Genomic DNA, 21,278 nt, shown 5'->3' with positions numbered 1-21,278 from the left:
TGCCCAAGACATAAAGATAAGCAGTCTAAATGGCTTATTCCCGCACCGCACCTGATGTCATTTCCCGAGCAAGGCTGTGGGCGCCCGACAGCGAATCACTTCGCCGGTTCGTCGGGCACGGATCTCGACCGGCATTTCCCCTTCGCGGCATCCGGCACCGCACGGCCAAACAGGGCCGAAAGGGTTAATGCGATGACCCGCGAGCCCCTAGTAATCGTAAAAATTGCACCGTCCCGAGCAATACAACGTTCATGCTATTTCGCACTTCACGGCTGCCCCTTTCCCGCTCTTAAGCGGATCAAAAGCCCGCCCCGCCATCCTGTCTCCCGCACAAAATGATCCGGTCACGCGCAGGCAGAACAAGCCCGCCGATGCCCGGACAAGGGGCGTCAGATGGGGTTGTCAGTCTATGCGCGCGTCTGGCGCGCGGGCATCGTTGCGTGCGGCCTGGCCTTTCTCGCGCCAAGCGGCCTGCGGGCCGAGATACCGGCGCCTTCAGCGCCGGCAGAATTGGTGCAACGATCGGCCGAGCCGTTCGGGCTTGCGGCATCTTCCCTTTCCGGTGGTGGCCTACGCGACAAATGGCTCGGCGTTCAGCACCGGCTCGACGACGAAATGGTGCAGCTTGCGCTTTGCGAAGGCGACCGTGACGGCTGCGCCTCTCCGGCCGCGCTGACTTTCCTCGACATCGTCGACGCCGCGCGCTTGCGCGAAGGCCGCGCCCGGCTCGGCGAAATCAACCGCGCCCTCAATCTCGCCATCCGGCCGGCGAGCGATCTCGCCCAGCACGGCCGGATCGACGTCTGGACGCCGCCGCTCGCAACGCTCACCCGCGGTGAAGGCGACTGCGAGGATTATGCGATTGCGAAATTCGTGGCCTTGCGCCGCGCCGGGCTTGCGTCCGACGATCTCAGGATCGTGGTACTGCGCGATACCATCCGCGGCGAGGATCACGCGGTGGCTGCCGCGCGGCTGGATGGGCGCTGGCTGATGCTCGATAACCGCCGCATGGCGATGGTCGAGGACGCCGATGTCAGAAACTTCCGGCCGACATTCGTGATCGGCCAGCACGGCGTGATGCGATATGCCGATGCTCCCCTGCTCGCCGGCGCCTCGGGCAGCACCCCTGCGGCGCCACTCGTCGTGAGCGCTCTGGCCGGCTCATGGACCGATCACACGAATGCGCCGGCTGAATGACGGCGCGCAATTGTTGCGCGGCGACGGCTGACAACGATCTGCTTTCCTTGCCTGATCTTCCTTGTTTCTAGCAGATGGTGCGCTGCAGCCTGTATGCCAGCGTGCGCTCGCTTGGTGAAAACATGACGAGACAAGTTTTCTCTTTTTGATTTCGCGCCCCGGCTTGATTGACGCGATCCTTCTCACCGGCATAGCATTCCGCCAGATCCGCTAGAGATCATTGGGAGGGAATGAAATGATACGTTCGCCGCGTGTTGATTCCGCTTGCCGTCTGCTTCCTGAAATTGCCGCTATTTCCCGTCGACCGCCGCGCCTGGCGCAGGCCGCGATCGCCATCTCTCTCGGCCTGACGCTATCCTGCAGCGCCGCCCTTGCGCAGAGCCCCGCCAAGGGATCGCCCGAGCACATCAAGGCCGTCACCTCGGCGGTCGACGGCGCCTCGATCAAGGCCAACACCGCGACCTCGAACGACTGGCCGACCATCGGCCTCGACTATGCCGAGACGCGCTTTTCCAAGCTCAACAAGATCAACGCCGACAACGTGAAGCAGCTCGGACTGGTATGGAGCTATCCGCTCGAATCCTCCCGCGGCGTCGAGGCAACGCCCGTCGTGGTCGACGGCATCATGTATCAGACCGCGTCATGGAGCGTGGTGCACGCCATCGATGCCCGGACCGGCAAACGGATCTGGACCTTCGATCCCAAGGTCGACCGCGAGAAGGGCTATCGAGGCTGCTGCGACGTGGTCAACCGGGGTGTCGCGCTCTGGAAAGGCAAGGTTTATTTCGGCGCCTATGACGGCCGGCTGTTCGCGCTCGATGCTGCCACAGGCAAGGTGGTCTGGGAAAAAGATACCATTGTCAGCAAGGAGCATTCCTACACCATCACCGGCGCGCCACGTGTGTTCAACGGTAAGGTGGTGATTGGCAATGGCGGCGCCGAATTCGGCGTGCGCGGCTATGTCACCGCCTATGACGCCGAGACCGGCAATCAGGCGTGGCGCTGGTTCACCGTGCCTGGCGATCCATCCAAGCCATTCGAGGACGAATCGATGGCGGCCGCAGCCAAGACCTGGGATCCCGCCGGCAAATACTGGATCAACGGCGGCGGTGGCACGGCCTGGGACACCATCACCTTCGATCCCGACCTGAACCTCGTCTATATCGGCACCGGCAATGGCGCGCCCTGGAATCAGAAGATCCGCAGTCCCGCCGGCGGCGACAATCTCTATCTGTCGTCGATCGTTGCGCTGAATGCAGACACCGGAAAATATGCCTGGCACTACCAGGAAACACCCGGCGATCACTGGGACTACACCGCGACCCAGCCGATGATCCTGGCCGACATCAACATCGACGGCGCGCCGCGCAAGGTGATTCTCCACGCGCCGAAGAACGGCTTCTTCTTCGTCATCGACCGCACCAACGGCAAGTTCATCTCGGCGAAGAACTTCGTCGATGTGAACTGGGCCACCGGCTACGACGCCAACGGCCGGCCGATCGAGATAAAGGAGGCGCGCAGCGACGATGCCTATGACAGCATTCCTGGCCCGGCCGGCGCCCACAACTGGCATCCGATGTCATTCAATCCGCAGACCGGTCTTGCCTATATTCCAGCACAAGGCGTGCCCACCAACCTGACGCCGGAAAAGGCCTTCAAGCACAATGCCGTTGAGCCCGGCAAGTTCGCCAGCGCGACGGGTTGGAATGTCGGCTTCCTTCTGAATGCCACGCCACCGAAAAACCCGGCATTTGGGCGTCTTCTGGCTTGGGATCCCGTCAAGCAGAAGGAAGCCTGGCGCGTCGAGCACGTGGCGCCGTGGAATGGCGGCACACTCACCACCGCGGGCAACCTCGTATTCCAGGGCACCGCCGACGGTCGTTTCGTCGCCTACAATGCCACGACGGGCGAGAAACTCTGGGAAAGCCCGACCGGCACCGGCGTGGTCGCGGCGGCTTCGACCTACATGATCGACGACCAGCAGTATGTGTCGATCGCGGTCGGTTGGGGCGGCGTGATCGGCCAGTGGATCCGGGTCACCGAGTTGAGTAGCCCCGGCACGGTCTACACCTTTGCGCTCGGCGGCAAGACGCCGCTGCCCGCCTTCACGAAGTACCAGACCGAAGGCCTGTTGAAGGGGGTGAAGTATGACCCGAAGGATATCCCTGAAGGCACCGCCATCTACGTCGCCGCCTGCGCTGCCTGCCACAGCGTGCCCGGCGTCGACAACGGCGGCAACATCCGGAACCTCGGCTATGTCGCCCCGGAAACCATCACCAACCTGAAGGACATCGTGTTCAAGGGCCCATTCCGCGACCGCGGCATGCCCGACTTCACCGGCAAGCTGAAGGAAGAGGATATCCCGAAACTGCAGGCCTTCATCCAGGGCACGGCGGACTCGATCAGGCCGAAGTGACGTAGTCAACCCGGGCGCGCGCCAGCGCGAACCTGGAGCAAATGGAAGCAGAAGGGCTGCGCGAGACGATTGCGCAGCCCTTTGTCGTTCGGACGTGAGCGCGTAAAGCGATGCCGATCCGCTCGCTCAGTCCTCGTCTTCTACCCAGAGGCAGCCGACCTTGGTTGCTCCAATGACAAGAACGCCCATGTCGAACGTGGCCGCGGTAGCGGGTGCCCAAGAGTCGGGAATGGCTGCGGCATTTGTGAAGAATTCGACGTTTTGTCCATCGAATAGCGCCACGAACTGCCGCCAGAGATCGGCAGCATCCGGGATACTCATGATCGTCGAACCGTAAGCCAGGTTAACAGAGAGAACACGGGTCGCGATTCTTTGTGCCTCCATGCCTCCGATGGTTCGGTAGATTGTGTCGTCATCGGCCAGCCCGAAGGCACGCGCGGCATCCGCCACGGTCACCCTGCCCTCAATAACGTCGCACCTCGTATGCCCTGACTGGCGCTTGCGCCGGATCCTGTCACAGACATCAGTGTTCCGGCTCATCAAACCGCCCTTCCCTCGAATTCGGATTTCAGCGCGAGCAGAACTGCAGAGCGCAATAGCGAGTGTAGCGCGCCACGCTTCATCGGCAAAAAGGAAGGGCTGCGCGATCGTCTCGCGCAGCCCCTATGTCGTTAGCTTTTACCGTTGGGAGCTAGCCGCTCCCTCAGAACATCAGGCCTTCCTTGACCAGCACCCAGCGGCCATTCTTGATCTGCTGGACCTGGGTGATGGTGTTGGCAAGATGGTCGGTCTTGGAGAATTTGGTCGGCGGCGAGTTGAAGATGTCGCGGAACTGCTCGCCTGACTCCAGCGCGTTCATCATCTTCTGGCCGGTCAGGTCCTTTCCTGCCTTCTCGGCGTAGAACGCAAAGGTCATCATGGCGTTGTAGCCGATGATCGCCTGCGTATTGGCGTCCGAGCCGAACATCTTCTTGTAGTTGGCGAGCCAGTCCTTGACCTTGCCCTTTGCCGTGTCCTCGTACGGAATTTCGAAGCCCGAGGCTGCATAGAGGCCTTCGACCGCCTCCTTGCCGAGCGCCGGAACTTCCAGCACGTTGGTCGGTGTGGCGCCGAGGAAGGTGACGTCCCAGCCGAGCTTCTTGGCTTCGCCCATCGCGCCGATGGTTTCGCGGATCACCGTACCGAGCACGACCATATCGCAGCCGTCGGACTTCATCTTGGCGACCTGCGCGCTGAAGTCGGAAGCGCCGCGCTTGTAGCTGGTGACCGAGGCCGGCTCCAGCTTCATCGCCTTGACCTGCTGCGTGAAGCCGTCAAGCACGTTCTTTCCGTACTCGTCGTCCTGATACAGGATGCAGGGCTTCTTGAAGTTCTTCCCCTCGATCATGTACTTGACCGCCGCGCGCGTGCTCTCGACATAGGGCAGCAAATTGTTGAACTTCAGCCGCTCCTGCGGCTTCGCCGGATCGAACTTGAAGGTGAATTCGGCAGCCGTCAGCGGGAATAGCTGCAGCACGCCGGCATCGAACAGGATGTCCTGCGATGCGAGCACGGTGGGTGAACCCATCGGGCCGACCATGGCGAAGACCTTGTCGCGCTCGACCATCTTCTGCGAAGCCAGCACGGCGCGCTTCGGATCGTAGCCGCTATCCTCGATGATCAGTTTGATCTTGCGGCCGTGGATACCGCCGGCGGCATTGATTTCCTCGGCCGCCATCTTCAAGCCGTTGGAGACCGGAACGCCCCAGACCTTGATCGGGCCGGACAGATCCTGATGGGTACCGACGACAATCTCGCTGGCCGAGATGCCTTGATCGGTAACCTTGGTCTGGGCTGCCGCCGGCAGTTGGGTCAGCGCAAGGGCGCTTACCGCAAGGCCCAACGCCCTAAACGATTTCGACATTGCAATATCCTCCTTGTTGGCCCGTGTTGAGCGAAGGGTAGGGCCTTGTTGTCCTTCGCCGCTTACTCAATGCTCGCTTCGAACTTCCGTTTTCCTTACGCCACCGCCCGCTCGCCATACATGGCGTTGATTTCGGCCGCATAGCGCTTGTTCACAAAACTTCGCCTCAGCTTCATGGTCGGCGTCAGCTCCTCATCCTCAGGCGTGAGCTGGCGCTCGATCAGGTAGAACTTCTTGATGGTTTCGACACGCGCGAAGTTGACGTTGACCGCCTCGATCTCGCGCTGAATCAAATCCTGGATCTCGGGCGCGCGACACAGGCTGGCGTAGTTGGTGAAGGGAATGTCGTGGTCTTGGGCGTATTTTTCGACATTCTCCTGGTCGATCATGATCAGGCACGTCAGATACGGCCGCTTGTCGCCGATCACCACGGCGTCCGAGACGTAGGGCGAGAACTTCAACTGGTTCTCGATTTCCGACGGCGTTATGTTCTTGCCGCCCGACGTGATGATGATGTCCTTCATCCGGTCGGTGATCCTGACGAAGCCTTCATTGTCGATCGAGCCGACATCGCCGGTATGCAGCCATCCCTTGGCGTCGATGGTCTCGGCGGTCTTTTCCGGCTGGTTCAGATAACCCATGAACAGGAAATCGCCCTTGATCAGGATTTCGCCCTGCGGTGAAATCGCCACCTCCCCCCATGGCGCGGCCTTGCCGACCGAACCGAGCTTGATGCGATCGGGCGGCATCACGGTGGCCACACCGCAATTTTCGGTCTGGCCGTAGACCTCGCGCATATCGATGCCGAGCGCGAGATACCAGCGGATCAGATCGGGTGCGATCGGGGCCGCGCCGGTAAAGGCCAGCCGGCAACGGTCGAGCCCGAGCATGCGGCGGATGTTACGGAATACCAGATAGTAGGCGGCGCTGTTGGCGAGCCGCAGCGACAATGGCGGCGCATCGCCCTGCAGCCTGTACTCGGTCATGCGGTTGCCGATGGCGAGCGCGTTGCGGTACATCCATTTCTGGAAATTGGTCGCGTCCTTCAGCGCGATCGTGATTCCGGAATAGAACTTCTCCCAGACCCTGGGCACTGCGAGGAAGGCGGTCGGCTGCACCTCGCGCAGATTGTCCGGAACGGTTTCGGGGCTTTCGGCGAAATTCATCACCGATCCCAGCGCCAGCGAGATGTAATAGCCGCCGATCCGTTCCGCCACATGGCAGAGCGGCAGGAACACCAGCCGTTCTTCGTTATCGGTGGATGGAAACAGATCGTTGGCATGGCGCATTTGATGCGTCACGCTGCGATTGGAATGCATGGCGCCCTTGGGTGGACCCGTGGTGCCGGAGGTGTAGACGAGGATGGCGAGATCGGACGCTGAGCGGCTTCCGATCATCTCGTTCCACAGCGCCTCGTTGTCCTGCTCGTGGTTGCGCCCGAGCGCCATGAACTCGGCCAGCGACAGCACCATCGGGTCGGTAAAGCCGCTCAGGCCTTCCATGTCGAACACGACAATCTTCTGCAGCGTCGGACACCGCGAACGGCACGACAGGATCTTGTCGAGCTGCTCCTCGTCCTCGGCGAAGATCACTTTCGTCGAGGAATCGTTGATGAGATATTCGACCTGCACTGACGAATCGGTCGGATAGATTCCGGAAGAGACGCCGCCGGCGCACAGGATGCCCATGTCGGCAAAGACCCATTCCGGCACTGCGTTGGCGATGATCGAGGCGACGTCGCCGGGACGGAAGCCTGACGCATGCAGACCGAAGGCGATGTCCTTGGATATCTGCAGCCACTCGCGCCAACTGGTCGGCTGCCAGATGCCGAACTTCTTTTCGCGGATCGCCGGCCGGTCGCCGCGGGTTTCCACGGACTTCAGAAAACTCTTCGCGATCGTATCGGCGACCGTCAGCACTGCCGGTCTGGCCATGCGTCTTCCTCCCTCTGTCGCCTGCCTCAGGTGCCGGTCTGGCAACCGGTCTTGCTTTCTTGAAGCAGGCCTGAATCTAGCTCTAACTCGTTCTGAACGCCATGCTTTTGACTGCGACGGTTAACGCCAGGTCTTCTTCTTTTTCCAGCGCCGTTCGCCGCGGGCACCCTCTTCCTTGGCGCCGAGATAGAATTCCTGGATGTCCTTTGAATTCATCAGCCGCTCGCAGGTGTCGTTCATCACGACCCGGCCGATTTCCAGCACGTAGCCGTAATGCGCTGTCTCCAGCGCTACCTTGGCGTTCTGCTCGACCAAGAGGATGGACATGCCCTGCTCCTCGTTGACGCGCTTGATGATGGTAAATATCTCCTTGACCAGGATCGGCGACAGGCCGAGCGATGGCTCATCCAAAAGTAGCAGGGTCGGCCGGTTCATCAGCGCCCGGCCGATCGCCAGCATCTGCTGCTCGCCGCCGGAAAGCTGCCCCGCCGGCTGGTTAATGCGCTCCTTCAGCCGCGGGAAGTAGCCGTAGACGCGCTCCAGATCCTCCGCGACGCCCTCGCGATCCTTGCGCGGATAGGCGCCCATCATCAGGTTCTCGCGCACCGACAGGAACGGAAACACCTCGCGTCCTTCCGGCACGTGGCTCAAGCCGAGCCGCACGATCTTGTCGGCCTCCATGCGCTGAATCGGCTTGCCCAGGAATTCGATCGAGCCCTTCTGCGGATCGAGAATGCCGGAGATGGTCTTGAGCACGGTGGTCTTGCCGGCGCCGTTGGCGCCGAGCAGGGTCACGATGCGGCCACGCGGCACCTCGAGGCTGATGCCTCGGATGGCCATGATCGGCCCGTAATAGCTCTCGATATTGCTGAGCTTGAGGATGATGTCGGAAGCGCTCATGGCATCATCCTCATGCGCCGAGATAGGCGGCGACGACGTCGGGATGGCGCTGCACCTCGGACGGCGAGCCCATCGCGAGCACGCGGCCGTAGTTGAGCGCAATCACGCGGTCGGAGACGCGATTGACCAGCGTCATGTCGTGTTCGACCATCAGCACGGTGATGCCGAGCTCGGTCTTCATGTCGCGGATCCAGAACGACATGTCGTCGGTCTCCTCGACATTCAGCCCGGATGACGGCTCGTCCAGCAGGATCAGTTTCGGCTCCGAACACAGCGCACGCGCGAGCTCAATCACCTTGCGGACGCCGTAAGGAAGTCCCGAGATCAGCTTATCGCGATAGGCTTCGAGGTCGAGAAATTCGATCACCTGCTCGACACGGCGGCGGTGCATCTTTTCGCCGGCGCGCACGCTCGGCAGGAACAAGAGCTCCTGCCAGAGCTGCGTGCTCGAGTGACGGTGACGGCCGACCAAGAGATTGCTCAGCATGGTCGCATTCTCGAACAATTCGATGTTCTGGAAGGTGCGCGCAATGCCGAGGCCTGCGATCTCATAGGCCGGCTGCTCGGTGATGTCCTGGTCCTCAAAGAAGATCTTGCCCGAGGTCGGCGGATAGATCCGCGAGATCAGGTTAAAGATCGAACTCTTGCCGGCGCCGTTGGGGCCGATGATCGAGAGGATCTCGCCCTTCTCCACCGCGAAGCTGACGGAATCGACCGCCTTGAGGCCGCCGAAATGCAGGGACAGGTTTTCTGCACGGAAATAGCTCATCGGTTCCGCTCCGATTTCACGTAGATCTTTTGGCGTTTGAAGGTGGCGCGCTTGTAGAGCGGGAAGAGCTGGAAGAAGAGCTTGATCTTCAGCCAGCGGCCGTAGAGGCCGAGCGGCTCGAACAGCACGAACAGCACGATGATCACGCCGTAAATCGCACCCTTGAGGCCGTTGGCCGAGGCAATGGCGGCGGCGTTGGCGTGAATTTTGGTGGCCGTCACGCTGTCGGCGCCGAAGGTTGCCGCGATACCTGCGATGATGCCGGGCATGTCGTCCTTCAAATAGGTCAGAAACGGATCGATCATGACCAGGAAGATCGCGCCGAGCACCGCGCCGTGCAGGCTGAACGTGCCGCCGATCAGGATCACGATGATGAACTCGATCGAGAGCTGCAGCGTGAACATTTCCGGGGAGATGAACGAGAGCTTGTGCGCGAACAGCACGCCGGCGAGGCCCGTGATACCAGCGCTGATCGCAAAGGACTTCACCTTGTAGAGCGAGACGTTGACGCCCATGCTGCGCGCCGCGGTCTCGCTGTCGCGGATCGCGACGAAGGCGCGTCCCGTCGGCGAGCGCAAGAGATTGAGCGTGCCGACGATGGTGAGGACCAGCACGGCAAGACAGAGATAGTAAAAGGTCGGGCCGTTTTGCGGCACCGCCTGCCCGAACAGGCTCAGCGTCTTGACCCGCATGCCCTCGTTGCCGTGAGTCACGCTTTCCCAGCGGGCCAGCACTTCCTCGACGATGAAGGCAAAGGAGATCGTCGCAATGACGAGATAGATGCCGGTCAGGCGCAGCGCCGGAAATCCGACCAACGCCCCGACCACGCCGGTCAGCAGGCCGCCGGCCAGGAAATAGACCGGAAACGGAACGTTATATTGCTGCAGATACGCCGCCGTGTAGGCGCCGATCGCCAGAAAGGCGGCGTGGCCGAGCGAGGCCTGACCGGTGAAGCCGGTGAGGATCATCAGCCCCACCCCCACGGTGGCGTAGATGCAGACGAAGACCAACTGGCTGACCAGGTAGCTCGATAGCACGAACGGCGCGATCAGCAGAAACGCAATCAGGATGCCGTAGGAGACGTAGTAGCCGCTGTGCGGAAACAGCTTGATGTCGTCTTCGTAGTCCGTTTTGAAAAGGAATCGCATCAGACCTTCTTCCGCGTATGAACACCGAACAGGCCTTCGGGTTTGAGCAGCAGCACCACCAGAAGAACGATGTAGGGCGCGACGTCTTTCCAGCCCTGCGGCAGGTAAAAGCCGGCCATGCTCTCGATCACGCCGATCAGCACGCCGCCGACCACGGCACCGGGAATCGAGCCGAAGCCGCCCAGCACGGCAGCGGGGAATGCTTTCAGGCCCAGCACCAGGCCGACATTGGAGTGGATGAAGGTAATGGGCGCCAGCAGCACGCCGGCTGCGGTCGCGACCGCCGCAGCGATCGCCCACACGATCGAGACCACGCGCTTGACCGGAATGCCCATGTAGTAGGCCGCGAGCATGTTCTCCGAGCTGGCACGCATCGCTGTGCCGAGCGTGGTGCGGTTGAAGAATAGATACAACAGCGCGCAAAGGATGATGGTGGCGGCGATCACCGACAGCTTGTCGTATGCCAGCACCAGCGAGCCGATTCGCAGCACGCCATCGCTGAATGGCGTCTCGATCTTGAAATCGTCGGTGCCCCAGATCATGCCGACCACGGATCGCAGGAAGTATCCGAGCCCGATCGTCGCCATGATGATAGAAAACTGCGGATAGCCGAGGATCGGACGCACCACCACGCGTTCAGCCAGCATGCCGAACAGCGCCATGGCTGCCACCGCACCGGCGAAACCAAGCCAGTAGTTAAGACCGAGCATGCCGATGAACGTAAAGGCGAAGAATCCGCCCAGCATCATCAAATCGCCCTGGGCGAAATTGACGACCTCGGTTGCCTTGTAAATGAGCACAAAACCGAGCGCGATCAGGCCATAAACGCAGCCGAGCGCGATGCCACTCACCAGCTGCTGAACGAAGTCCAGCATCATTTCCCTCCCCGATGCCGGGCGATTCTGTCGATCGCCTCTTCCGCATCTTGTGTCTAGACGCTGCGTGGTATTCCACGACGCAGCCGCACATGTCCCGCTGCATTGAGCCCAAAGCGTTGAGCGCTGTCAACAAAGCGCTGCGTGCTGTGCCGTTAACAATTGCGGAGAAATGCCGCAGCCCGGGAAGTTGCGGGGTTTGGCGCGATTTGGTCCACCAGATTCACCGCGCCGAAAGTTCTTCGGTTCATGGTCCGCGACGAACAACTGGATCGCGCTGAAATCATGAAAGCGGATGTATCGGCGCTCGAGGTGCGAGGGTTAACGAAGCGTTTTGACCGTCCGGCGGTCGATGCGCTCGACCTCACTATTCGCACCGGCGAGTTCTATGCCCTGCTCGGCCCCAACGGGGCCGGCAAGACCACGACCTTGCGCATGGTCGCCGGCCTGCTCAAGCCCGACGCCGGCTCCGTCTCGATACTGGGCATCGATGCGCTCGCCGATCCCGTCGCCGCCAAGCAGATCATGGCCTGGGTTTCCGACGAGCCGATGATCTACGATAAGCTGACGCCGCTGGAATATCTGGAATTCGTCGCCGGCCTCTGGGGTGTCGATCCAGCGGTTTCCGAAACCTCTGCACACCAGCTTCTGGTGTCGCTCGGACTGGAGCCGCATCTGCACGGGCGCTGCGAGGGATTTTCCAAGGGCATGCGCCAGAAGGTGGCGCTGGCCGGGGCGCTGGTTCACGATCCCCGGCTGATCATCCTGGACGAGCCGCTGACCGGTCTCGATGCGCTCTCGGCACGTCACGTCAAGGGATTGCTGCAGGAGCGCGTCCGTTCCGGCTGCACCGTGATCATGACAACGCACATTCTCGAAGTCGCCGAACGGATGGCCGACCGGATCGGCGTCATCGCCGCAGGCCGGCTGGTCGCCGAAGGCACGCTCACGGAGTTGCGCCAGCAGAACGGCCGCGGCGATACCAGCCTCGAAGACATGTTCATCGCGCTCGTCGATGCGGAAGCGGCAGCCGCATGAGTTCGGCCGCGGCGCTTACCTGGTTTGCCCGGCACGAAATCCGGCTGGCCTGGCGCGAATGGCTGGCGATGATGACCGGCAGCCGCGGAAAACGAAAGCGCGCCATCATCGCGCTGATCGTGTTTGCCGCCATCATGCACCTGCCGGCCTACGCCGTGATCGGACGCTTCGCCGATCTGCAAGCCCCGCTCGGCAAGCCCGAGTTGATCGTCATCTCCGCGACCATCCTTCTCGCCTGGGCCTTGATGCTGTCGCAGGCGATAGAATCGGTGACCCGGGTGTTTTACGCCCGCGCCGACCTCGACCTCATCATGTCGTCGCCGGTGAACCTTGCCAACGTGTTCTCGATACGGATCGCGGCGATTGCTCTGTCGGTCATCGGCATGGCGCTACTGCTGTCGACGCCCTTTGTCGACGTTCTCGTGCTCGGCGGCGGCGCGCGCTGGCTCTCGGCGTTCGGCGTCGTCATCGCTATCGGCCTTTCAGCCGCAGCGGTCGCGATCGCGATCACGGCGTTATTATTCAGGCTAATCGGGCCGAGCCGCACCCGCCTCGTCGCTCAGATCGTGGCAGCCATCATCGGGGCCGGCTTCGTCATCGCGCTCCAGGTCGCAGCCATCCTTTCCTACGGCACGTTGTCCCGCTTTGCGGTGCTGACCTCCGATGCCGTGTCAGCCTATGCGCCCGGTCTCGAGAGTCCCTTGTGGTGGCCGGCGCGCGCGGCGATCGGCGACGGCATGGTGCTATCGTGGCTGATGGCCGGCGGGCTCCTGCTGCTCGGCGCCGTGATGGCGACCTTCTCGCCGCGATTTGCCGATACCGTCGTCCGTGTCGCCGCAACCACCCGGTCTGTCCGTCGCGGCGCGCGCGCGACAGCGTTTCGCAGCGGCTCGCGCCACCAGGCGCTACGCACGAAGGAGTTCCTGCTGCTGCGGCGCGACCCATGGCTGCTCTCGCAGAGCCTGATGCAATTGTTGTATCTGGTGCCGCCGGCCCTGATGCTGTGGCGAAGCTTTTCCGAAAGCTCGGCCGCAATCGTGCTGATCACGCCGGTGATCGTGATGGCGGCAGGCCAGCTCGCGGGCGGCCTCGCCTGGCTGACAATCTCGGGCGAGGACGCCGCCGACCTGGTCGCGACCGCACCGCTGCCGCCCTCGCGCGTGATCCGCGCCAAGATCGAAGTGGTGCTGATCGCAATCGGCGTCATCTTCGCACCGCTGATTGCAGCGCTTGCGTTTGCGTCAATGACGCAGGCGGTCGTCACTGCGTTCGGCGTCATCGTTGCGACCGTCTCCGCCGCCGCGATCCAGCTCTGGTTTCGCGTGCAGGCCAAACGCAGCCAGTTCCGCCGCCGTCAGACGTCGTCGCGGCTGGCGACATTTGCGGAAGCTTTTTGCTCGATCGGCTGGGCTGCGACCGCGGCGCTCGCCGTCACGATCCCGATCGCCGCCGTGATCAGTGGCGCGATGACGTCAGCAATTCTCGTGGCGACGTGGAAGATCAGTCCGCGGCGAACATGACATCCAGATGACAATTTGATGACAGAAAAGCTTTCGCGGCTCGCCACTCACGTTGCCTGCTTATTCACTATTCTGTTGAACCCGAGATAGATTTGCCGCGACCTGAATAGCAGGGCAGATCGCGCGAGACTTCATCGATTCGTTCGCGTGCGAAAGCTATCTTGCCAGACCTCTGCTGCGGCACCATGTTCTCCGCGGAGATGAACCCTTGAGGAGTGAGAGCGCGATGAGCGAAACCATCAATGTCCCGGCGGTCATGGTGGACGCCTCCGCAATCACGCGCATCAAATCCGAGATCGACATCTCCGACCGCTCGCGGATCGTCACCTTCGGCGATCGCGCGCAGCGCTCGGTCGTCGAGTTCGCCGACCGCATCCTCGCCCAGACCCAGAACCGCGAGCTCGGAACGACAGGCAAATTATTGTCTGATATCCTGGCCAAGGCGCGCGGCCTCGATCCCGCCACGCTCAAGGACGGCGGCTTTCTGACGCGCTTGTTCTCCTCCATGGAAGCGCGGTTGCGGCGGTTTTCCGAACAATTTGGCGACGTCGCCTCGCAAATCGATCGCGTCTGCGTCGAACTCGATCGCAACAAAGAAACCCTGCGGCGCGACATCGCGGTGCTCGACGAGTTGCACGAACAGACCAAGGCGTCACTCGGCGACCTCGATTCGCATATCGCGGCCGGCAAGGCGTTTGCGGAAGAATTCCGCCGCGGCAAGCTGGTCGAGCTCGAACAGGCTGCCAAGGCGACCGGGCAAGGCAGCGACGCGCTCCTGGCGGCGCAGACCTATCAGGATGCCGCCCAGGCGCTCGACCGGCTCGAAAAGCGAGTTTTTTATCTGCAGCAGGCGCGCCAGATCGGCATCCAGCAGTTGCCGCAGATTCGCATTGTGCAATCCGGCGACGAGACCCTGATCGAAAACCTGCAGGCTACGACCGAACTCACCATTCCGGTCTGGAAGCAGAAGATGATCCTGCTGCTTGGACTCAGCCGCCAGCAATCCGCGCTCGAACTGCAGAAGACCGTCACCGACGCAACCAACGAGATGATGAAGCAGGCGTCCGAGATGATGAAGACGCAGGCGATCGAGATCGAAAAGCAGTCGCAGCGCGGCATTGTCGATATCGAGACGCTGGAAAAGACCAACAGCGACCTGCTCGACACGATCTCGGGCGTTCTCAACGTCCAGGAACAGGGGCGCAGGAAGCGCGCCGAGATCGAGCAGCGAATGGCGCAACTGACCGATCAGTTGAAGACAGCGTTGTCCAAGTCGCCGACATGAACGCTGCGCCATGAGTATCACTGCGCTACGGCTCGCGGCAGGCCTGGTTCTTGCGCTGGCGCTCGGCGCCTGCTCCGGACCCGGTCCGCAGTTCACCATTCTGTCCGGTTCCGAGAACGACATCCTCGAGCCGATGGTCCAGGAGTTCTGCCAGTCGCGCCGCGCCACCTGCACGGTGAAATACCAGGGCTCGCTGGACATCGCGCTGGCGCTCAAGGCTGGTAATGATCCGCAGGCCGACGCGGTATGGCCCGCGGCATCGATCTGGATCGACATGTTCGATACCGCCCGGCGCGTCAAGTCGGTCAAATCGATCGCGCAGATGCCGGTGATTCTCGGCGTCAAACGGTCCAAGGCGCAGGCGCTGGGCTGGATCGGCGCCAAGGTGACGACGAAGGAAATCCTCGCGGCGGTCGAGGGTGGCCGGCTTAAATTCCTCATGACTTCCGCGACGCAATCGAATTCCGGTGCCTCGGCCTATCTCGCGATGCTGGCGGCCGGGATCGGCAAGCCTGATCTCATCGAAGCGGGTGATCTCGACAAGTCAGAGGTGCTCGCCACCGTGCGTGGCCTGTTGCGCGGCGTCGAGCGTTCCTCCGGATCGAGCGGATGGCTCGCCGACCTCTACCGCGAAGGCGAGCGGACCGGCGCCCGTTACGAGGCGATGTGGAACTACGAGACCGTCGTCAAGGAGGCCAACGACAAGCTGATCGCCGACAAAAAGGAGCCGCTCTACGCGATCTATCCCGAGGACGGCGTGTCGATGGGCGACTCGCCGCTCGGCTTTGTGGACCGCGGGCGCGGCAAGGAGGTCGAGGGCTTTTTCACCGACCTGCAGGCCTTCCTGCTCAAGGGCGAAACCCAGGCGCGGATCGCGGCGACTGCGCGGCGGGTCGAGCTTGGCCGCGCCGCCCCGCTCAAGGCCGATGCGACCACCAATCTCGACCCAAGCCGTGCGCTTACGGTTGTCCGGCCACCGGAGCCTGCGGTCATTCAAAAGGCGCTGTCGCTCTACCAGGAAGCACTGCGGCGACCTTCGCTGACCGCATTGTGTATCGATGTGTCCGGCAGCATGAAGGGGCATGGGGAAGCGCAATTGCTCGAAGCCATGCGATTCCTGCTGACGCCGGCGCGCACCCGAGAAGTGCTGGTGCAATGGTCGAAAGAGGATCGGATCATCGTGCTGCCGTTTAGCGATCGCGTGCTCTGGATGGAAACCGCGGGCGGCGACGAGAGCGCCCAGGCCGATCTTCTGGGCAAGACGCTGCAACTGCGTGCGGAAGGCGGCACCGATTTCTATACCTGCGGGGCACGCGCGCTTACCGCAATGAAGCCGCTTCTCGATGCCGGCCAGCACTTGCCGGCCATCGTCATCATGACCGACGGCAAGAGCCAGGGCGCCATGACGACGTTCGAGGCCGCGTGGCGCGCCGACGGCCGGCGTGTGCCGGTGTTCGGCGTCACGTTCGGTGACGATGCCGACCGCAGCCAAGTTGACAATCTGGCCAAGCTGACCGGCGGAAGAGTGTTCGACGGCACCAAGAGCCTCACCCAGGCATTTCGCGCGGTGCGAGGGTACAACTGAATGCCATCGGCATGGGCAGGAATGAACTGGATCGCGGGCGGGGCCGCCGCCGCCATCCTGTTACCGGTGCTGGCGATCGGCATCGGCATGCCGTTCTGGATCGCCGGGATCATCAGCGCCGCTGCGGGTGGAGGTCTGGTGTTCGTGCTCTCGCCGCGCAAATTGTTTGAGGGGCTGGACGCCAGCGGCGCCGCGCGCGGCAAAATCGAATTTGCGCGTGAACTCCTCACCAGCGCCGAGCCGCTGGCGATCCGCCTCGAAGTCGCCGTGAGCACGATCCGCACCCAGGCGGTCGCCGAACGCGTCCGGCATCTGGCGCGGATTTCCCGCGAGATCTTCGCCGGCGTCGAGGAGGATCCACTGCGTGTCGATCGTGTCAGGCGTTTCCTGACCTACTATCTGCCGCGTGCGGCCGATCTTGCCGAGGCCTATGCGATACTCGAAAAGAGCGGCAACCGCGACACGACGCGGCTGGTGGCGACGAGCGATCTGATCGACCGGCTCGACACCGCCTTCAGCCACTATGCGACAAATCTGCAGGAAGCCGATCTCGGCAATCTCGACATCGAACTCAAGCTCTTGAAAAGTTCGCTCGACGAGGATCTCGGCTCATCGCAGATTCCCGCTCCCGATCCAGGCAAAAGGAGAGCCTGATGGCCATTTCCCGTCGGGCTTTTGGAATTGGACTGCTCGCGGCCAGCGCCGCGGGCACGGGTGGTTACGTCTATCTGCGACAACACCCGGAGATCGCCGGCCGGTTCGGCGAACCGAAACGGCTGTCCGGATTCGCGGGCGGCGAGAAGGAAGGATTTCTGGCGAATACACGCGTCCGCAGCCTGCTCGAGCGCCGCTTCGGACTGATCCTCGATGCACGGCGCGCCGGATCGGTCGAGATGGTGCGCGAGCGCACGCTGCTCGACCAGAAGCCGCAATTTCTGTGGCCCTCTTCGTCCGTGCTGGTCGAGCTGGCGCGCAATTCCGGTGTTAAGATTTCGCGCGATCAGGTGATCTTCAACTCGCCGATCGTGCTCTACTCCTGGGACCGCATTGCCGACGGCCTGGTCAAAGGCGGCTTTGCCGAGCCGGCCGGCGGCCCGCGCTACACGGTCGACCTGCTCAAGGTGCTCAAGGCCATCATTGCCGGCGAGACCTGGGAGGCGATGGGCGTGGGCGGCCTGTTCGGCCGCGCCCGCGTCGTCTCGACCGATCCCAACAAGTCCAATTCCGGCTTCATGTTCGCAGGGCTCGTCGCGAGCCTGCTCAGCGGCGATGTGATTGCGCTGGATTCGCTCGGGCGCATCGACGGCGAAGTGGCGACGGTGTTCCGCCGGATGGGATACAAGCCGCCGTCCTCCGGCAAATTGTTCGACGACTACGTGGCCGGCGGCGCCGGCGCCCAACCGCTGATCGTCGGCTACGAAAACCAGTTGATCGAATGGGTGCTGCAGGACGCCGAGCGCTGGAAGCGGGTCGAGGCGAGCGCGCCTTCCAAGCCGGTCATCCTCTATCCGCGGCCGACAGCGTTCTCGGCGCATCCGCTGATCAGCACTGATCGCGCCGCGGACGAATTAATCGACGCGCTGGTCAGCGAAAGCCTGCTCGAACTGGCCTGGGAGGAGCACGGCTTCCGCGGGCCTCTCGGGACCATCGGCAAGGCGCGCAACACGCTGCTGCAATCGCGGCTGATCGAACGGGTCGATCAAGTGCTGCCGATGCCGGATGCGCCGGTCATGATGGCACTGCTCGACCGGCTGGCGACGGCCTGACCTGCACCCACACCTCCACGGCGTGGAAGACCAGCCCGCGGCGGGACTCAGCGCCCCTTCTTCGTCATGGCGGGCATAGCCGTCTGAAAGACGGCGTCGCTTCCGCTCGCCTATGCCGGGCCATTCGGGCCTGACGAACCAGAGCGCGTACCCATAATCACGCTTGCTAGTCGATGTCCGATATGCGCCGACAGCGCAGCGAAACGACGCAAAGTGTTAAGAGCCGACTTTCGCGCGTCGTCGCGCCCTTGGCAAAATGCCCAAGAAGCACATCCCAGGAATGCGCCAATTCTTCGACGGGTGCGCGGCGATTCGATACAACTTTAGCGATTGCGTTGAAGGGAATTTGAGCCGCGGCGTGGTTACCTCGGTGGCATCCGAACCGGAGCTGAAGATCGATGCACTGCCGTAATGCCCTCGTCGTCGCTTGGATCCTTGGCGCGATGTCTTCAGCATCGGCCGTCGAATGCACCATGGAACAGGTTGCGATCGACTCGGCGTCGGTCATCACGCCCTGCAGCGAACTGCTCGCCGCGCACAACATGCCGGATCGCGACCGCGCACAGGCGTATTTCGTCCGCGGGCGCGGCTATCACCGCACGCAGCGTCTCAACGAGGCGGGCGAAGACTACCGCGCGGCCTTTGCGCTCGATCCGAAGAACGAGGAAATCCTCGTCTCATGGTCGAATGTCGATCTGCGCCTGCGGCGCATGGACGATTACAAGAGGCGGGTCAAGCAGGCTTACGCGCTCAATCCGACGAATCCGCGCGTGCTCAGGGCGGTCGGTGCGCTGCTGTTTAACTTCGGCGAGCAAGACAAGGCGTTCGAGTTCTACAGCAAGGCGATCGAGGTCGATCCGACCGAGAACTTCGCGCTCTATTATCGCGCGCGCGAATATCGTTTCAAGCGCAAATTCGCGGAGGCGATCGCGGACGCGAATGCGCTCCTCGCCGTTTCGCAGGCCGGGCTCAACGACGCGCGGAGCTTTCTTGACGCGGACGGTATCGTTCGCGATTTCCGCGTCATTGCGCTGCTTGAGCGCGCCTATAGCTACCAGGATTCCGGTCGGCTCGATCTTGCCGAAGAGAACTACGACGCGGCGGTCGATGTAGGGCGTTCGGCGCCTGCGCTCGCCGCACGGGCGCATTTCCTCGGCTTCTACGTCCAGCGCAAGGACGATGCGCTGCGCGACCTCACCGAGGCGGTGCACAAGGAGCCGCGGAACTACAAGGCTCTCTATGCGCTCGGCATTTCACTTGCAGGATTCAAGCGCTTTGAGGAGGCTTTCGCGGCCTTCGATGCCGCCGTGACGGTGCGCCCGGACTACACGGCAGGCCTGATCATGCGGGCACGCATGCACCGTCAGTTCGGGCGCACCGATGCGGCGGTGCGCGACCTGAAAACGGCGGTCTCGATGGATCAAAGTGAATTGGACGGATTAAGGGAATTGAACGGGTTGATGAACGCGCTGCGCCATGCCGGCTACTGGAGTGAGCCGGGAGTGCCGAGTAGACAAACGCGGGACCTGGATGACGCCATGCGTGCCTGCATGATCGATCCCCAATGCTGACCGAGGACAGGATGCAAAGCAGAGCCGTATTCGTCGTTGCCTTCCTTCTTTTTTCCAACGCCGCTGCGCTCGCGGAGAGTCGGTCGGCCTGCCAATACATGCCGCGGCCACATGCGGGTTCGTGCGGCACGGCGGTTTTCCCCGGCACGCTGCGGAGCGAGCGGCCATTCGCACAGGCATTCGAACGCGGCCTTTGCCGACGGAGGGCACCTCTCTGCACCGGTGCGATCAACTACTCCACCTTGCAGCAGTGGGCGTCGAGCCAATGATCGGTCGCCTTGTGCTCGTTGCATTCGCGCTCGCGCTTGCCTCGCCCGCCCTGGCGAGGGACCCCATCGGCACGGCCGGCTCGTTCCGTTCGGTCGGGTGGGCGCAGTGCCGTGCGCCGTACGAGGAATGGAAGCAAGGCGCGTGCGACCCCGCGCCGGTCGATGCCACGCTGTCGGGCTCGTCGCTCGCGCGCGCTCATATCGAGCGATCGATTGCGTTACTTGCGCAGACGCGCACGGAGGAAGCGCTCAAGGCGGCGAATGCGGCGGTGGCCATCGACCCGACGAATGTTTCGTCGCTGACATTTCGCGGACGATTGCTCTCAACGCTGCTGAAGCTCGATGCGGCCGAACGCGACCTCAATGCCGCCCTGATGATCGAGCCGACCAATCCGGTGCTGCTTGCCTCGCGCGCGGAGGTCCTGCTCAACGCCGGGAAGGGGCCCGATGCGCTCGCGGACATCACGGCGGCGATCGCGCAGCGGCCGGACGACACCGACATGCTGTCGATCAAGGCGCGCATCCACATGAGCCGCGGTCAGGTCGATCTCGCGAAGCGCGACCTCGAGCATGCGGTTTCGCTCGACCCGAGCGATCGCCGCACGCGGCTAATGAAGGCGCAGGCGCAGTTTCGCCTCGGACAATTCGAGGGCGCGGTCGATGACGCGACGCAGACGCTCGCAATTTCGGCGAGCGACCTCATGGCGCGTGAGACACGGGCGCTCGCGCTGATCGCCCTCGATCGGCCGGCGGAGGCGATCGAGGACCTGAATGTGTTGCTCGGGCCGCCCGGCCAGCCGACGACCACTGTCGCCCTGCGCCACAATCGCGAGATCCTGTTCCAGCGTGCGCTGCTGCTGGCGCAACTCGGCAGACGCGAGGAGTCCAACCACGACATCGAGGCGCTGATGCTCTCGGGCGGCAAGCAGGCGATCCTGCGTGTGCAACTCTACCTGCGCCGCAACGGCTTTCCCGACGTGCGCATCGACGGCGAGCGCGACACTGACTTCGACAATACGCTCAGGAACTGCGTGCTCGACCGCGCGTGCGGCCGCGGCATCACGCGGCACATTTGAGCGCCCTGCGTCGATCGAGCCGCATT

Annotated in this window: 17 protein-coding genes; 10 read left to right on the top strand and 7 right to left on the bottom strand. The window is 62.7% G+C overall.

The features are described 5' to 3' along the window. The first annotated feature begins 393 nt into the window (after positions 1 to 393). Both ACH79_RS14345 and ACH79_RS14340 read left to right on the top strand, forming a co-directional pair. A complete protein-coding gene (locus tag ACH79_RS14345; RefSeq protein WP_161851606.1) occupies positions 394 to 1,197 on the top strand; it encodes a transglutaminase-like cysteine peptidase in 804 nt (267 codons plus the stop codon). Positions 1,198 to 1,432: 235 nt separating this feature from the next. Beyond that, entirely contained in the window at positions 1,433 to 3,613 is a 2,181-nt protein-coding gene (locus ACH79_RS14340; RefSeq protein ID WP_161851605.1) for a PQQ-dependent dehydrogenase, methanol/ethanol family, read from the top strand. A 126-nt stretch (positions 3,614 to 3,739) separates the two neighbouring features. Here ACH79_RS14340 and ACH79_RS14335 read toward each other — a convergent pair whose 3' ends face one another. The 7 genes from ACH79_RS14335 to ACH79_RS14305 all read right to left on the bottom strand — a co-directional run bounded on the left by ACH79_RS14335 (position 3,740) and on the right by ACH79_RS14305 (position 11,142). Continuing rightward, positions 3,740 to 4,069: a hypothetical protein gene (locus tag ACH79_RS14335; RefSeq protein WP_161851604.1), complete on the bottom strand. Its 330-nt coding sequence runs from the start codon at positions 4,067 to 4,069 to the stop codon at positions 3,740 to 3,742. A 247-nt stretch (positions 4,070 to 4,316) separates the two neighbouring features. After that, positions 4,317 to 5,516 (bottom strand): ABC transporter substrate-binding protein, encoded by a 1,200-nt coding sequence (locus ACH79_RS14330; RefSeq protein ID WP_161851603.1) that lies wholly within the window; start codon positions 5,514 to 5,516, stop codon positions 4,317 to 4,319. 95 nt (positions 5,517 to 5,611) lie between these two features. Next, the gene (locus ACH79_RS14325; protein WP_161851602.1) at positions 5,612 to 7,450 is read right to left on the bottom strand and encodes a long-chain fatty acid--CoA ligase; all 1,839 of its coding nucleotides are present in this window, start codon (positions 7,448 to 7,450) and stop codon (positions 5,612 to 5,614) included. 120 nt (positions 7,451 to 7,570) lie between these two features. Next, on the bottom strand, positions 7,571 to 8,350 hold the full coding sequence (locus ACH79_RS14320) for an ABC transporter ATP-binding protein (protein ID WP_161851601.1): 780 nt from the start codon (positions 8,348 to 8,350) through the stop codon (positions 7,571 to 7,573). A gap of 10 nt (positions 8,351 to 8,360) precedes the next feature. Continuing rightward, entirely contained in the window at positions 8,361 to 9,119 is a 759-nt protein-coding gene (locus ACH79_RS14315; RefSeq protein ID WP_161851600.1) for an ABC transporter ATP-binding protein, read from the bottom strand. Continuing rightward, the gene (locus tag ACH79_RS14310; RefSeq protein ID WP_161851599.1) at positions 9,116 to 10,267 is read right to left on the bottom strand and encodes a branched-chain amino acid ABC transporter permease; all 1,152 of its coding nucleotides are present in this window, start codon (positions 10,265 to 10,267) and stop codon (positions 9,116 to 9,118) included. Before ACH79_RS14310 ends, ACH79_RS14315 begins: the two co-directional genes overlap by 4 nt. Next, positions 10,267 to 11,142, bottom strand: a complete 876-nt coding sequence (locus ACH79_RS14305; RefSeq protein WP_161851598.1) for a branched-chain amino acid ABC transporter permease — start codon at positions 11,140 to 11,142, stop codon at positions 10,267 to 10,269. Before ACH79_RS14305 ends, ACH79_RS14310 begins: the two co-directional genes overlap by 1 nt. Positions 11,143 to 11,427: 285 nt before the next feature. Between ACH79_RS14305 and ACH79_RS14300 the strand changes: the two genes are divergently transcribed. The 8 genes from ACH79_RS14300 to ACH79_RS14265 all read left to right on the top strand — a co-directional run bounded on the left by ACH79_RS14300 (position 11,428) and on the right by ACH79_RS14265 (position 21,252). Continuing rightward, positions 11,428 to 12,180: an ABC transporter ATP-binding protein gene (locus tag ACH79_RS14300; protein ID WP_161851597.1), complete on the top strand. Its 753-nt coding sequence runs from the start codon at positions 11,428 to 11,430 to the stop codon at positions 12,178 to 12,180. After that, positions 12,177 to 13,700, top strand: coding sequence for a permease (locus tag ACH79_RS14295; protein WP_161851596.1), 1,524 nt, complete (start codon positions 12,177 to 12,179; stop codon positions 13,698 to 13,700). Before ACH79_RS14300 ends, ACH79_RS14295 begins: the two co-directional genes overlap by 4 nt. A 226-nt stretch (positions 13,701 to 13,926) precedes the next feature. Next, positions 13,927 to 14,985 (top strand): toxic anion resistance protein, encoded by a 1,059-nt coding sequence (locus tag ACH79_RS14290; RefSeq protein WP_161851595.1) that lies wholly within the window; start codon positions 13,927 to 13,929, stop codon positions 14,983 to 14,985. 10 nt (positions 14,986 to 14,995) lie between these two features. After that, positions 14,996 to 16,570, top strand: a complete 1,575-nt coding sequence (locus ACH79_RS14285) for a substrate-binding domain-containing protein (protein ID WP_161851594.1) — start codon at positions 14,996 to 14,998, stop codon at positions 16,568 to 16,570. Then, the gene (locus ACH79_RS14280) at positions 16,571 to 17,224 is read left to right on the top strand and encodes a 5-bromo-4-chloroindolyl phosphate hydrolysis family protein (protein ID WP_161851593.1); all 654 of its coding nucleotides are present in this window, start codon (positions 16,571 to 16,573) and stop codon (positions 17,222 to 17,224) included. Further along, the gene (locus ACH79_RS14275; protein WP_161851592.1) at positions 17,224 to 18,336 is read left to right on the top strand and encodes a hypothetical protein; all 1,113 of its coding nucleotides are present in this window, start codon (positions 17,224 to 17,226) and stop codon (positions 18,334 to 18,336) included. Before ACH79_RS14280 ends, ACH79_RS14275 begins: the two co-directional genes overlap by 1 nt. A gap of 443 nt (positions 18,337 to 18,779) precedes the next feature. Further along, positions 18,780 to 19,907 carry a lipopolysaccharide assembly protein LapB gene (locus ACH79_RS14270; protein ID WP_161851591.1) on the top strand — a complete coding sequence of 376 codons (1,128 nt, stop codon included), beginning with the start codon at positions 18,780 to 18,782 and terminating at the stop codon, positions 19,905 to 19,907. 265 nt (positions 19,908 to 20,172) lie between these two features. Continuing rightward, positions 20,173 to 21,252 carry a tetratricopeptide repeat protein gene (locus tag ACH79_RS14265; RefSeq protein ID WP_161851590.1) on the top strand — a complete coding sequence of 360 codons (1,080 nt, stop codon included), beginning with the start codon at positions 20,173 to 20,175 and terminating at the stop codon, positions 21,250 to 21,252. Positions 21,253 to 21,278 lie beyond the last annotated feature (26 nt).

Source organism: Bradyrhizobium sp. CCBAU 051011 (assembly GCF_009930815.1).
Classification (GTDB): domain Bacteria; phylum Pseudomonadota; class Alphaproteobacteria; order Rhizobiales; family Xanthobacteraceae; genus Bradyrhizobium.
The sequence above is the reverse complement of the archived record's forward strand: the minus strand, read 5'-3'. Positions and strand labels throughout refer to the sequence as shown.